Genomic DNA, 13,591 nt, shown 5'->3' on the forward strand with positions numbered 1-13,591 from the left:
TTGGTTTGAAAAGCATCTTGGTATTCAGTAAAAGGATACTATTTTTGACAAACCTTATTGTGCGAATAGCTAGAGAGGTAACCATCTCATATGAGGTGGTTTCTTTTAATTTGGATGATGCCATAGCTGAAGTGTTACGTAGGCGGATTCTTCTTCAGCTAACGGAGCATAAGTTGAAGAAGGAAATAGTTGCATTTACATCGAAATATAATGTAATAAGCTAGATTGGAGTGCTTACAATGATTAAATTCTTTGAATACAACTGGCTGGTAAGAGATGAATGGTTTGATTGGTGTAATCAACTGACGATTAAAGAGTTGTTAAAAGACCGCAGGGGTGGAGTAGGAAATATATTATATACACTTTTTCACATAATTGATGTGGAATATAGTTGGATTCGTGCTATTCAGGGCAAAGAAGATGTAGTATTTCATTTTGCTGATTATCATACACTTGAAAAGGTTAAAGCACTTTCAGATAAATTACGCAATGAAATAGCTGAATTTATAAAAATAAATGTAGGAGGTTTAAATGAAAAACTAGTCAGTGTTTCTTGGGATGAAAATAAATATACTGTTGATGAAATATTACACCATATAATTACTCACGAAATTCACCACATAGGTCAACTTTCTGTTTGGGCAAGAGAATTAGAACTAAGCCCTGTTCCTGCTAACTTTATTGGAAGAGAGTTAACGAGGGGGATTATTAAAAATGAATGAAAAAACATATTTAAGTATAGAAGAGATTATTTCATTACCAACCTTATCAGATACAAATATAAGTGATGATGGTAAAAACGTAGCATTTGTTAAGAAGATAGCTAACTGGAAAGACAATAAATATAGGAATCATGTATGGATATACGAAAAAGATAAGGGTCAGTGTTACCCATTAACAACTGGGGATATAGATAGTACATACCCATTATGGTCTCCAGATTCTCGAAATATCGCATACCTTAGCCTAGTTGGTGACGGGGATAATAAGAAAAATCAGATCTTTCTTAAGTCTATAGATAGTTATAGTGTGGTTCAAATTACTGATGAGAAAGAAGGGGTCAGTAATTTCAAATGGGAGCCTACTGGCAAGGGTTTTTATTATGTTACACAGTCAAAAGAATCTGAGGCAATAAAGAAACGTAAGGAACAATATGGAGATTTCCATCATATAGGGAAGGAATACCAGAATAATTGTTTATATTACATTGAAATACAAAAGGACAAAGATAAACACGAAAATAGCGTTGTTTATCAACTAACTGATGGTAAGGATTTTCATATCCATGAATTTGATATTTCAAATTGTGGGAAAAAGATTGTATTAATGGCTACACCGAGCCCAAATATGGGAGATACTATTAATGGAGATCTATACATACTAGATATTAAAGCTAGAGAGCTACAAAAGATGAATATAGATAAGTTGTTGGGAGGGAACGTTTGCTTTTCTCCTGAAGGCAGCAAAATATGTTACTCAGCAAGCATAAGGGAGAAGGATTACTATAAGAACCATATACAAGACAGTACGCTAGAGATATTTGATTTTAATAATGGCGAGCTAATTCAACCTTTAACAGATTTTGATAGTACGGTTATGCCATTACGGTGGACAGCTAAAGGAATATTAATTAGATGGCAGAATAAAACTAATTATCTAATTGGGTTGCTGTCTGAGAATGGCACTGTGGAAATGTTAAGCGAAAAAGTAGATGGCTTTATTATGGAGGCTTCTATAACAAGTGATGGAAATTATATAGCCTATAATAAGGCTATAACAAATGAAACGTTTGAAATCTATTTAGACGATAAAAAAATAACGAATGTAAATAGCTTTTTCGATGGAAAGCTTAAAAGTAACAGGGAAATAATCTCATGGCGAAGTAGTGATGGTCTTGAAATAGAGGGCGTTTTATCAACCCCAGTAGAGTTTGACGCAAATAAAAAATATCCCTTATTAGTAGTAATCCATGGTGGACCGGCTTGGGCATCCTTTCCAATATTTTCAGACTGTTTTAATGAGAAATATCCTATTGAACAGTTTATCGAAAAAGGCTTTATCGTTTTAGAACCAAACTACAGGGGAAGCTCTGGTTATGGCAATAAATTCTTAACAGCAAACTACAGAAAACTGGGAATTGCTGACTACGATGATGTTATATCTGGAGTGGATAAACTAGTTGAAAAAGGAATTGCAGATAAAGAGAGAGTTGGGGTTATGGGATGGAGCAACGGGGGATATATATCAGCTTTCTGTTCTACATTTAGTAGTAGATTCAAAGCTATTTCAGTTGGGGGTGGAATTACTAATTGGAGTACCCATTATGTAATTACAGATATACCTTACTTTATTAGGATGTATTTAGGAAATGATCCATGGAATGATCCCGAAATATATACTAAAACATCACCAATGACATATATTAAATCAGCCTGTACTCCTACTTTAATCCAACATGGAGAAAAGGATGCAAGAGTTCCAACTCCCAATGCATATGAACTATATCAAGGATTAAGGGATATGGAAGTTGATACAGAATTAATTATTTTTAAAGGAATGGCATATAGTTCTGACCGGCCAGGAGTTAATGTGGCTATTATGAAGCAGAATTTGATGTGGTTTTCACACTATATTCTTAGAGAAAGTATGAAAGATTTTAGGGTTTTATGATTAATAAATGCTATGTGTTTCTAAGAAGATTAGGCAAGAAGACGAACGGATAAATATAATCTTTTTGAAAAGCAGTTTCATATGCTGTTGGCAGTTTATTCTATGTGACGTGATTTTTCCTAAAGACGATATGTGGACCATCTTTTTCATGTTCAAATATACGCTGGCATTTTTAGCTGGTGGGATTTACCTAGCCGTCCAATATAAAAAGGATTTTTCATAAGGAAAGTTCGGGGAGCGAGAATGAACCAATGATGAGGATTAGAATCGAGTGAATATATGAAATAAAATGCGCAGTAAAAAAGCCAATTAGAACATTTCTAATCAGCTTCTGTTTTTTAGTTTTTTTCCTGTTTCAATACCCACACCAAAAACTGTCGATACCATACAAATGAAATATAGAATTTGTTGGAATCTATCTGCTGTCCAATATCCCAATAAATTCATAAATACAAGGATGACAAACAAAATTGAAGAAACAATGAGTGAATAAAAGCTAAAACTATGAGACATTTTATACCCCCTCGTATGTTAATGAAATTACACTTTCAGGTCAACATAAATTAGGTGTTAAAACCATATTATTACTGAACACTATGGGACTATATCAATAATGATGACCTATGGATTATTAGTCAAGATTTCAACTATAGTGTTCTGGTCTCCCGTTATGGAGGATATTTAGAACACGACCCTAACCCAAAAGAAATAATTTATGCAATTACAAAATGGAATAATTAATCAACCGTATCATAAGTAAATGAAGTTTTTTTGAAAAACAGAAACAGCATCATTCCATTACGTGTGGATGGTGCTGTTTTTGGTAAACGATATTATAAAATTGAACGATAATCAGCTTCAATCCAGCTTTTAATTCATTATCTTGCCATTCTTTTCGTGGAATGTTACAAAAAGAGCCTCTAGTAATTTCAAATATTTATAAATAATATAAATAAAATTAACAGTAAATTAACATTCATATAGTTTAATAGAATTGTACATAAGGAATCTACTAGGAGGAATTATTAGATGATTAATAACAAACTTGTGAAAAAAGGTGCTACTTTAGCACTTGCTCTAGCTATTACAGTTCCAGCATTATCACCAGCAGCAGTGAATGCTCAGGAAAAAATAACAATAGATGCTGTTAAATTTAATGGAATGAAAGCACCATCTACTATTGAAGAAATGGTAAAAACGTATACAACCGCAACAGTTGATGTGAAATATAGCAATGGACAAGTAAAAACATTTCCGTTGTCCTACAACTACCTATTTAAATCGGAAGATAAGGTAGCAACTGTTAATGGGGAAAAAATCCCTGCAGGTACACCAATTGATGTAAAAGGAAATCCAATTAAGGATCCAAGCAGCACAGACGGAAAATACTTTGTTTCAGATTCTCCGGATTCAAACAGCTTAATGCTACCTATTAATGAAAAACTTTATATGGTTACACATTATGAATATCAAACCATTGATGCTGCTGGTAAATCAGCATACGGTTTAGTTCCTGCATCTATGTCTTTAACTGAGTTGGAACAGGACAAAAAAACAGGGGAAATGAAACCTGTAAAAGTAGAAAAAATTGATTTTTCAGCAGTAAACGGACTTTGGATTCCATGTAACGGATCATTATCTCCTTGGAATACACATTTAGGTTCTGAAGAGTACGAACCAGATGCACGACTTTTCTTAGATACAACTTCGAAAGTAAGAAGTCAAGTTGAAACATTCTCCCAATTCTATTTTGGAGATAAAGCAAAGGCTAACCCTTATTTCTATGGGTACATTCCTGAAATTACAGTGGAAGAGAACGGGAAAACATCAGTTGAAAAGCATTATAGTACAGGACGCTTCTCTCATGAGTTAGCGAAAATTATGCCTGATAACAAAACTGTTTTTTACGGGGATGATGGCGGTAATACAGGAATGTTTATGTATGTGGCCGACGAAGCAAAAGATTTATCATCAGGTACATTATATGCAGCCAAATTTAAACAAACGGGTGTTGAAAACGGTGGTTCAGGAGATTTACAATGGATTAATTTAGGACATGCAACTGATAAAGAAGTGAAAGATCTTATTGATAGCGGCATTATATTCAATGATATTTTTGAAACTTCAGATACGCCTAAAGAAGGTTTTACAGCTATTAAAACATACTCAAATGAAGGAAAAGTTGAGTATTTAAAACTTAAACCTGGCAAAGAAAAAGCAGCAGCTTTCCTAGAAACTCGCCGTTACGCTGCCATTCTTGGTGCGACTACAGAATTTAACAAAATGGAAGGTCTAGCACTAAACGAAAAGGATAAAAAAGTATATATCGCAATTTCCGATCAGAGTAAGGCTATGGAAAAAGATTCAACAGGAAAAGACCCAGCAGACCATATTCAATTACCAAAAATTAAAGCTGGTGTAACATATCAATTAGATTTACAAGATGGTCAAAAAGATAGCGAAGGAAATGCTATTAATAGCTCTTATGTAGCACCATCAATGTCTGGATTAGTTGTTGGTGAAGATTTAAAAGAAGCTGATTCATTTGGAAACACTGCAAATGTAGATAAAGTAGCCAATCCAGATAACTTAAGTTACTCTGAATCAATGAGAACACTCTTTATCGGTGAAGATAGTGGAGCTCACACAAATAACTACGTTTGGGCATATAATGTGGATACGAAAGAATTAGATCGTGTCTTATCTGTTCCAGCAGGAGCGGAAGCAACTGGATTATTTGCTGCTGATGACCGCAATGGATTCTCATACATTTTCAGTAATTTCCAGCATCCTGGTGATGAAGTAGATGCTAAGTCAATTACAGCAGTTAATAAAGATGAATTACTTAAAGCTGTTGACGAACAAATTGGTATTAATAAAACAGGGGGTATTGGTTATATCTCTGGTCTACCTTCTTTAACAAACATGCCAGATTTCACTGTAACTGATGCTCTTAAAGTAGATAAAGTAACAGCAAAATCTAAATCAGTTACAGGTACAACTGAAAAAGATGCTACTGTACAAGTTTATAACGGGAAGACGTTATTAGGGGAAGCAAAAGCAAATTCAAAAGGGAAATTCACTGTGAAGATTAATGCCCAAAAAGCAGGCACAAGCCTAACTGTTGAGGCTAAAGACATGGCTGGAAACAAAATTGAATCAACAGTCATAGAAGTTACTTCTAAATAACAAACACTTACATGTACTGTGCATGTAAAAAATGAAAAGGGCTGTCATAAAAGTGATTTTTGTGACAGCCCTCATTCTATTCCATGGTTTTCCATAAGAATCGAATAACTCCATAGAACTCTATAATATAGTTTTAATAGATATTAAACAACTTGAACAGTTAATTTCTATTTTCTAGTTGCCACGTTTCTCTAGATTTTTAGCAGTTTTACTTTGGTCAACATCCTTTTGGTTTTTAAAGGTACCCATGAGAAAATCATAGGCTGGGTTCGTCACACCATACCAGTAATTTTCATTTTTGAAATGATGCCATAAATGAACCTTCTTCATCCAACGCCCCCATGGAGATATTGGCTGAAGTGGGCGATGGGCGATATAATGCTTCCACTCATAAAATAGTAAAAAGAGCATGATACCTGCAATAAATGCGTTTGTCAATATAAAGCTAGATGAAAGTAAATAAAAAATAGCTGCTACAATTGCAATGTTTGGCACACTGTACCATAAGGGTAAAAACAATAAATGTAATTCATTCGGATTTGCATGGTGATCATAATGTAAACGTTTAAGCATTTTTAAAAAAAATACATTCTTTGGTGGTTTCAAATGAAAAAGAAACCTGTGTGTAACATACTCAGCTAAGGAATACATAATCATTCCCAGAATAAAAGCACCCAAAATTTTGATAGAGGTTAAATGTAGAATCATAAATCCAAAGCTAATGAGGAATAGACAGCTCATGATCAAAATATCAGGGTAGGAAAAATATTCTTTTAAATATTTCAATTTCATTTTCACGCCTCCAGTAATCTTTATTTTTTTCTATCTTTCCAGAGAGCCAAGCTTTTCTCCATTGTTGTCTTAGACAACCTTTCCGCTTCCATTGCATCTCCCTTTAATGCAGCTTTTAATAAGTCGTGGTAATAGTTAAAGGACAACCCGCGATAATCTTTCACAGAAAAAAATCTTTTCGCCATATCTACATAAATGGAATCGAAGCTATTTAAAATGAGTAGAAAGATTGGATTGACAGCAAGGCCAGCACACTTTTTTTGCAAATCCCAATCAAATTCTGCATAGCTTTCAGCACTATCTTCAAGCTGCTCTAGATTGGCAAGGAGAGCAACCACTTTAGGTTGATTAAACGTAACGGCATCACGAATATAAGTCGGAGTCAAAGAACTTCTTAATTCTAATAAGTACATGATAAATTCATCTGTAATGGTATGATGATTCTCAACAATATTAACAAGTGTCGATAAATTCCCATTGCGCCAATAATCATTAACAATCGCAGGCATTCCTTTTCTTCCTGTTATCCATCCCCCCCTTCCTAAACGTTGAAGTGCCTCCCGAATAGTTGGACGGCCAACACCAAACTCTTTTGCAAGCTCTCTTTCGGGCGGTAAAATACTTCCTACAGAATAAACACCAGCCAATATGGATCTAATTAATTCATTCTCAATTTTATCTGAGGAGCGTTCCTTTTCTGTCAAATCCTCGTCCCCTTTGTTTTTATGGTCATACAAGTTAAAGACGGTGGTAATACCAAAAATTATATATTGAATCCGAATTTTCTGTCAATAGAAGGAACAAATTTTTATAAAGAGAATTTTCAAACAACCCGTGAAATACTTAGTAGGATGCAATATAAATTTAATGTATTTGAATCAAACGAGTACAACGTATTATACAGAAACTAACCAATGAAACATTAATTAATTAATTAATTAATTAAAAGAGGGAAAAAGCATGAAATAAGCCTGCGCTAAGACAAATGAATTTCGCTCTCCATAGCATTGATGGCCATAGTGGTTCTAAGGATAAGGAAGGGTATGTGAGAAATATCCTTTCTTTTATTAAGGCTGTTTTCGTAAAGATTGTTGTTCTTCAACAAACAGGGTAATTTAGTTGAAGAAGGAATTTTCACATTTTTACTAGAAATATATCTATAAAAAGACTATAGATGGAGGGCTTTTTATGGCATTAGTTTCAATCTATACTGTCGGTAGGCTAAACCACCCTTATGACCACCCTACCTCTCGTGAATTTTATCAAGTGGGAAATGAAGTATATCGTCAGGCGACTAAATCAGGACTTATAGAGACATTTTCACCTGAAGGAGTCCCTTTCCCTGAAGAAACCGTAAAGGGAAAAGGTTCTCCTATACTTACGCTAACAGTATGGAGAAATCTTCAATCGTTATATCGCTTTACCTATTCAGGACAGCATATACAAGCATTACGAGATAGAAGTAAATGGATCGAGCCATATCCAGAGAAACACCTTTCTTATGTAGTCTGGTGGACAGAAAAGGTGAAGGATGTCTCATGGGAGGAGGCATTTAAGAGATACAACTATTATATTCAGCATGGTCCAACTCCTTTTGCATTTGATTTTAAACATTCATTTGACGAAAAGGGGGAGAGGTTATTGATTGAGTAGCAGGATCCATCTCTGGAAGGAATTGTGCAGTATTTTGCTTAAACTGTCGGGTGCGATCGTTCAATTAGAGCAATCGCTTCTTCACTAACGGAGCAGGTTTGTTGAGGAGAATGTTTTCTTTTTTTGTTAAGTGTTGTCGGTGAGTTAGCAAAAGAACATGAGCCTCTCCAAAAAGGTGGCTTTTCTTCAAGATGGGATTCCATAGAGATCCCATCTTTTTCTTCTTCAACTAACGGTGCTGATAATTGAATGAGGAGATAATTACATAAATAAAATAAGGCATTACATTGTTAAGATTGGATAGGTCAAGTTCTATGGAAAGAAATTAGCAACAAGACGTTATTAAATCAGAAGTAAATATTTCTAATTGTATGGAGGAGTCCCGTTGGTTAATGAAGTAATTACAAATGCTAAAGATATGATTCAAAGTTCTGGAACATCCACTAGGTCTTTTTAAATAGATTACAGTAAACCACTAAGAAGGTAGAGAGCGGTTCCCCAAATAAAAATCGCTGAGCATTTATTAAAAATATTCATAAGCTTCCCAGAGCTATCAAGTCTTTTCAAGGATGCTCCAGCAATGATAAGACCTAAAAACCACAACCAAGAAATCAAAACACATGCTGCAGTGAACAACATTTGCTCCGTCCCACTATATTTTAAAGCACTCGTCCCGATAACACCTATTGTATCTAAAATGGCATGTGGGTTTAAGAGAGAGACAGAAACCGCGAATAAAATTTGTTTTTTAACAGGAAGTGCTTCGTTATTATCGGCAGATGCCGGATTGGAGCGCCAAATTGTATAGCCCATATAAAGTAAGAAAAGTATCCCAACACTCATCAAGGCGATACGTAACCACTCAAATTGCAACACGATTATAGATAAACCAAATACCGCAAGTAGTATCAAAAACGTATCACAAATTGAGGCAGTGATGCTGGCAGGTAAAGCACGAACTAGATGTGGCTGAGTTGCACCTTGTGAAAAGACAAAGACATTTTGTACGCCTAAGGGCAAAATAAGTCCAAATGCCAAAATTATTCCATGAAGAAATGCTTCCAATGAAATTACCTCCTTCCACTAACCATTCTAGATATGTTATAACTAAAAGAAAACGACCAATTGGATGGTTTTTTAGCCATCCAATTTGAGGTGATGTGAATGAACTGGCAGCCAAGTAGACAGGGTGAAATGACATTACAGCAGCAAATTATTCAATGGATTACTGAACATATTGAGCGAGGAGATTGGGTGGCAGGAACAAAGCTACCGACACAAAGACAGCTAGCGATGCAGTTTGGGGTCAATCGCAGTACTGTTCAGCAGGCGTTAGAGGAGTTAAAAGCAGCAGGAATATTGGAATCGAAGGTAGGCTCAGGTATATTTGTAGCTCATAATTCTTGGCATTCATTAATTACACAAACACAACCAAATTGGCAAACCTATATTGACACAAGCCTTCATAAACCAAATTATCATACCATTCAATTAATCAATGAATACGAACAGCGCGATGATGTCATTCGATTGGGAACTGGAGAGCTTGCACCAAGTTTATTGCCGACTGCTGAAATTGAAGCGTCATTGCAAGAGCTCTCTTTGCAGCCAAAAGCTTTAGGCTATTCATCACCACAAGGTAGCGATAAACTTCGAGAAGCGATTTGCGAATACGTGAAAAAAAGGGGGATCCATGCAAAGCCCCAAAATGTTTGTATTGTCTCAGGTGCACTACAGGCATTGCAGCTCATTGCTGTTGGACTACTTGAACAGGGTTCTATCGTATTCCAGGAACAGACATCTTATTTAAATTCAGTCCATCCTTTTCAGTCTGTTGGTATGCAAATGATAGCTATCGATCGTGATGAACAGCTTGCTCAAACCTTAGCCCAAAAGAAAAGAAAGAGACAGGCTGTATTTTATGCTGTTCCTACTTTAAACAATCCGACTGGCGGGGTATGGACGCCGCTTGAAAAAAAGACGCTTTACGAAGCGTGTAAAGCGTCTCGCATTCCCATCATTGAGGATGATGTTTATCATGAATTGCTCTTTGAAGCGGCAACGGCTCCAATTAAAGCAATGGATGATAGCGGTCAAGTCCTTTATATTGGGAGTGTCTCGAAAACGTTAAGCCCTGGTCTCCGTATCGGCTGGTTAATCGGTCCAACTACAGTAATTGAGCGGTTAGCGGATATAAAAATGCAAACAGATTACGGTTCAAGCGCCATCTCACAGGAAATTGTGCTGCACTGGCTGCAATCAGGAAAGTATGAAAACCATATCGTCAGCTTACGCCAAAAATTACAGCAAAGGGCAGATTATGTAGAGACTATTTTACAAGAAAAATTCTGTAATATTGCTGAATGGAATAAGCCAAAGGGAGGTTTTTATATTTGGCTAAAGTTTCATGAGCCAATCGTTGATAAAGAGTTATTTACTAAGCTTTTACATCGACAAGTTCTCATTAATCCCGGGTATATTTACGATCCTCAGGATTCCCATCATATTCGATTATCATATGCCTATGCTTCATATGAAGAGTTGGAAAAAGGGTTAAAAATCTTAATTGAGATTGTTAAAAAAGACACATAAAAGAAATTTTAAATTACGTTATTTAGGTAGAAACTAAAAAAATCCCTATTGTGTGTAATCAGCACGATAGGGATTTCACATAAAAGTTGTTTTATTCTAAGAATAAATTATTAGATTTCTTGATCTTTCTCTGACGACGAATTCGCCAATTTTAAAAATACTTCATTTATATTTTTCATGCGGTTTTCAACTTTTTTAGCAGCCGCATCGAGAGTAGGGAGAGCATTATTCCTTTACAATTGAACAAGCAAGTCAAAAAATCGTGGGGATTACTTGGATGGACCAACGTTTTGCTTCCAATCAACAACTGCCCTCTGAAAAAAGAACAGAGGAACTTGTTAAAGAGTTTCTGAACAATATTCAAAGTGGGTTATTTGATCAATTAGAAAATCATCGGATTCGCCCTCATGATGAGGTTATTACAGTGAATGATAAGGCTTTAACGATAACAGGCATGAAATATAAATGCTATGTACAAGAGAATGATTCATGGACATGGGTCATCGTCGGTCCTGATGAAAAAATAATGACATTTGAGCAAGGTATTAAATGGGAAGGTTGCCGGATAATCGAAAAATGGTTGCATGACCGCTGGCTATTAGAACATCAATTATAGGGAGTTCTTTTATAGTAGATTAGATGGTAAACAAGTTTGACAAAATTAACGTCCCACCGAAAGAAGTCTCCCACTTCTTAAAGTAAAGGTGTATTAGCACCAGTGAAAGTGGGAGATGAAATTTCGGAAGTGTAGCCTAAACTTAAAAAAAAACTGACAACATTAGTTGTCAGTAAAAAGAATGATATTACTTACCTTTATGTTTATTTTTAGACTTTTGAACTTTGATATTCCGAATATATTCTTTTCGTTCTTCTTTAAGTCGTTTGCAAGTAACAGATTTTTCTTTTTTTCTAAGATCCAATTCTGCTTTAATCGCTTCTTCAGCCATAGTAGAAATACTAGGTTTTTTAAGCTCTTTCGCTACTTTTCTTTGAAGCCTTTTAGGGTTGATTTTCTTCACTTTAATTTGTTGGATAGGTATTCCATCATGTTTATCATTATTTTTGATAAAATCCAACAAATTTTTATTTACAAAATCAAAGACTTCTTGATCTTTAGGTTCATTTCCGAAGGTATACTTGTATGCTTTGTATTTGTTTTCAGAAATGTTTTCTATTAGCCCTATATAAAATTGGCCATCATGAAAAATGGTTAGTTTCATAGTAGGTCCCTCCTTATATTAAAATCGAATGACGGACATCCCAAGGAGGGGAAGGTTATTGACACCAAATATATGATGCATCCGGACTACCAACCGAATCGTATTTTTTCATTCAAGTTGTATTATAAACTATTTGTTATTATTTGTAATGGAAAATTTGTGATTTCGCGTCGATAAACAGTAACAAGGAATATAAATGATTTATGATTAAATGCAATAATAGTATCAGATCTTGATGGTTCTTTTCGGCCGCAAGCTTTTGAGAAAAGAATAATTTAAGTAAAAAACAGGCATGAACCAATTTTATTTAATCACGCTATTGCATCGACAAGTTGTATTAATATCGTGTATATCTATGATTTGCTTTAATGTTTAACTCTTATTAAATTGTATTTGAATAATAGTGTCATGCCGATATTCATTAAAAAATGCACAAGAAATGGTACTAAAATATTGTTTGTTTCAAAATAGATCCATCCGAAAATTAAACTTGGAACGGTTATATTTATTAACATGATAGGTTTTTTGAAGTATTGAGTATGCATCCCTAAGAACAATAAAGTTGTTATTATAATTGCAGTCCATTGGTGTTCTAGAAATATCAGAAGTAAATTTTGAAAAATTCCCCTAAACAAAACTTCTTCAAATAATGCCCCTATAAACATAAAGGCAACAATACTTAACAACGAATAGTCTTGATAGCTCTTGTTCGTTTCGTCCATGTATTTCGAGGGAATAAACAATGTTAAAATTACGCCAAATAAAAGTAGACCGAATGAAGCGAGAACTACACTCATTACCATTGTGAATGGCTGATTGAATGATAGGAAATCTTGTATTGTGAATACATCATAAACTATTAAAGCGAAAATGATAGCTACACAAACGAATGTAAAAGATGAGAATACAAAAATAGCATCTTTCGGGCAAAAATCCTTCTTTGTCTTTTTGGGTTTGTCTTTCTCCATATCTTTCCTTCTTTCTTGATGTTTGTTTATAGAATAAAGAGATATTTTACCATAATAATTTTGTGGAAAATGCAATCGCTACTACTTTTCCGATAAATAGTCTTTTTTGAGAAAAAATCGAGGATAGTAAAGGTAACCATGTAATCATTCCAGTTCATATATTCCAGAATTAGTTAAGTGAGCGAAATGTTAGTCAGAAGATAGGCGTTTTGGAAAATCTTAGGAAAGGCCGTTATCTGTGCTAGTGGGGTAAATTACACTTAAGGTTTGAACTGGTTTTTTGGGTAGGAAATATTCAAAAATATGCCAAATTACTATAGTGAAGTATATCCTTATTATGTATATTAATGATATAGCGTTCTTATAGCATTATTTCCAGTTGCTATAATGAAACTCGCTACAACTAAAAACTCACTGTCCTAAATGTGACCAGGCGTGTTGATTAGGAAAAAATAAGTTTATTATTGAGCGATAAAAGGATTTTTTCGTTACCACTTTGCTAATATA

At 34.7% G+C, this 13,591-nt stretch carries 11 protein-coding genes and 3 pseudogenes; 9 read left to right on the top strand and 5 right to left on the bottom strand.

All coding sequences use genetic code 11. The annotated features are described in order from the left end of the window. Positions 1 to 239 precede the first annotated feature (239 nt). From AMS59_RS20120 to AMS59_RS20135, 5 genes and pseudogenes are all read left to right on the top strand, one after another. The gene (locus AMS59_RS20120; RefSeq protein ID WP_053485502.1) at positions 240 to 722 is read left to right on the top strand and encodes a DinB family protein; all 483 of its coding nucleotides are present in this window, start codon (positions 240 to 242) and stop codon (positions 720 to 722) included. Then, entirely contained in the window at positions 715 to 2,670 is a 1,956-nt protein-coding gene (locus tag AMS59_RS20125) for a S9 family peptidase (protein ID WP_053485503.1), read from the top strand. Before AMS59_RS20120 ends, AMS59_RS20125 begins: the two co-directional genes overlap by 8 nt. 22 nt (positions 2,671 to 2,692) lie before the next feature. Continuing rightward, positions 2,693 to 2,893 (top strand): annotated as a pseudogene (locus AMS59_RS26445) (DUF2178 domain-containing protein); the annotation flags it as partial. A gap of 371 nt (positions 2,894 to 3,264) precedes the next feature. Further along, positions 3,265 to 3,411 (top strand): annotated as a pseudogene (locus tag AMS59_RS27060) (hypothetical protein); the annotation flags it as partial. Between the two features lie 288 nt (positions 3,412 to 3,699). After that, the gene (locus AMS59_RS20135; RefSeq protein ID WP_053485505.1) at positions 3,700 to 5,859 is read left to right on the top strand and encodes an alkaline phosphatase PhoX; all 2,160 of its coding nucleotides are present in this window, start codon (positions 3,700 to 3,702) and stop codon (positions 5,857 to 5,859) included. A 174-nt stretch (positions 5,860 to 6,033) separates the two neighbouring features. Here AMS59_RS20135 and AMS59_RS20140 read toward each other — a convergent pair whose 3' ends face one another. After that, on the bottom strand, positions 6,034 to 6,651 hold the full coding sequence (locus tag AMS59_RS20140) for a sterol desaturase family protein (RefSeq protein WP_053485506.1): 618 nt from the start codon (positions 6,649 to 6,651) through the stop codon (positions 6,034 to 6,036). A gap of 20 nt (positions 6,652 to 6,671) precedes the next feature. Continuing rightward, positions 6,672 to 7,355, bottom strand: coding sequence for a GntR family transcriptional regulator (locus tag AMS59_RS20145; protein WP_053485507.1), 684 nt, complete (start codon positions 7,353 to 7,355; stop codon positions 6,672 to 6,674). A 260-nt stretch (positions 7,356 to 7,615) separates the two neighbouring features. Between AMS59_RS20145 and AMS59_RS24505 the strand changes: the two are divergent. Both AMS59_RS24505 and AMS59_RS20150 read left to right on the top strand, forming a co-directional pair. Next, a pseudogene (locus AMS59_RS24505) lies at positions 7,616 to 7,723 on the top strand (radical SAM protein); the annotation flags it as partial. Between the two features lie 116 nt (positions 7,724 to 7,839). Beyond that, positions 7,840 to 8,304: a DUF3291 domain-containing protein gene (locus tag AMS59_RS20150; protein WP_053485508.1), complete on the top strand. Its 465-nt coding sequence runs from the start codon at positions 7,840 to 7,842 to the stop codon at positions 8,302 to 8,304. 462 nt (positions 8,305 to 8,766) lie between these two features. On the opposite strand, the gene AMS59_RS20155 is transcribed toward AMS59_RS20150, so the two are convergent. Next, positions 8,767 to 9,369 (bottom strand): LysE/ArgO family amino acid transporter, encoded by a 603-nt coding sequence (locus AMS59_RS20155; protein ID WP_053485509.1) that lies wholly within the window; start codon positions 9,367 to 9,369, stop codon positions 8,767 to 8,769. A 99-nt stretch (positions 9,370 to 9,468) separates the two neighbouring features. Between AMS59_RS20155 and AMS59_RS20160 the strand changes: the two genes are divergently transcribed. Further along, positions 9,469 to 10,896, top strand: coding sequence for a PLP-dependent aminotransferase family protein (locus tag AMS59_RS20160; protein WP_053485510.1), 1,428 nt, complete (start codon positions 9,469 to 9,471; stop codon positions 10,894 to 10,896). Between the two features lie 277 nt (positions 10,897 to 11,173). Further along, a complete protein-coding gene (locus tag AMS59_RS20165) occupies positions 11,174 to 11,512 on the top strand; it encodes a hypothetical protein (RefSeq protein ID WP_053485511.1) in 339 nt (112 codons plus the stop codon). A 187-nt stretch (positions 11,513 to 11,699) separates the two neighbouring features. Here AMS59_RS20165 and AMS59_RS20170 read toward each other — a convergent pair whose 3' ends face one another. Beyond that, positions 11,700 to 12,116, bottom strand: coding sequence for a YjdF family protein (locus AMS59_RS20170; RefSeq protein ID WP_053485512.1), 417 nt, complete (start codon positions 12,114 to 12,116; stop codon positions 11,700 to 11,702). 365 nt (positions 12,117 to 12,481) lie between these two features. Continuing rightward, the gene (locus tag AMS59_RS20175) at positions 12,482 to 13,084 is read right to left on the bottom strand and encodes a CPBP family intramembrane glutamic endopeptidase (protein WP_053485513.1); all 603 of its coding nucleotides are present in this window, start codon (positions 13,082 to 13,084) and stop codon (positions 12,482 to 12,484) included. Between the last annotated feature and the right edge of the window lie 507 nt (positions 13,085 to 13,591).

Source organism: Lysinibacillus sp. FJAT-14745, from assembly GCF_001275675.1.
In the GTDB taxonomy this organism is placed as follows: Bacteria; Bacillota; Bacilli; order Bacillales_A; family Planococcaceae; genus Lysinibacillus.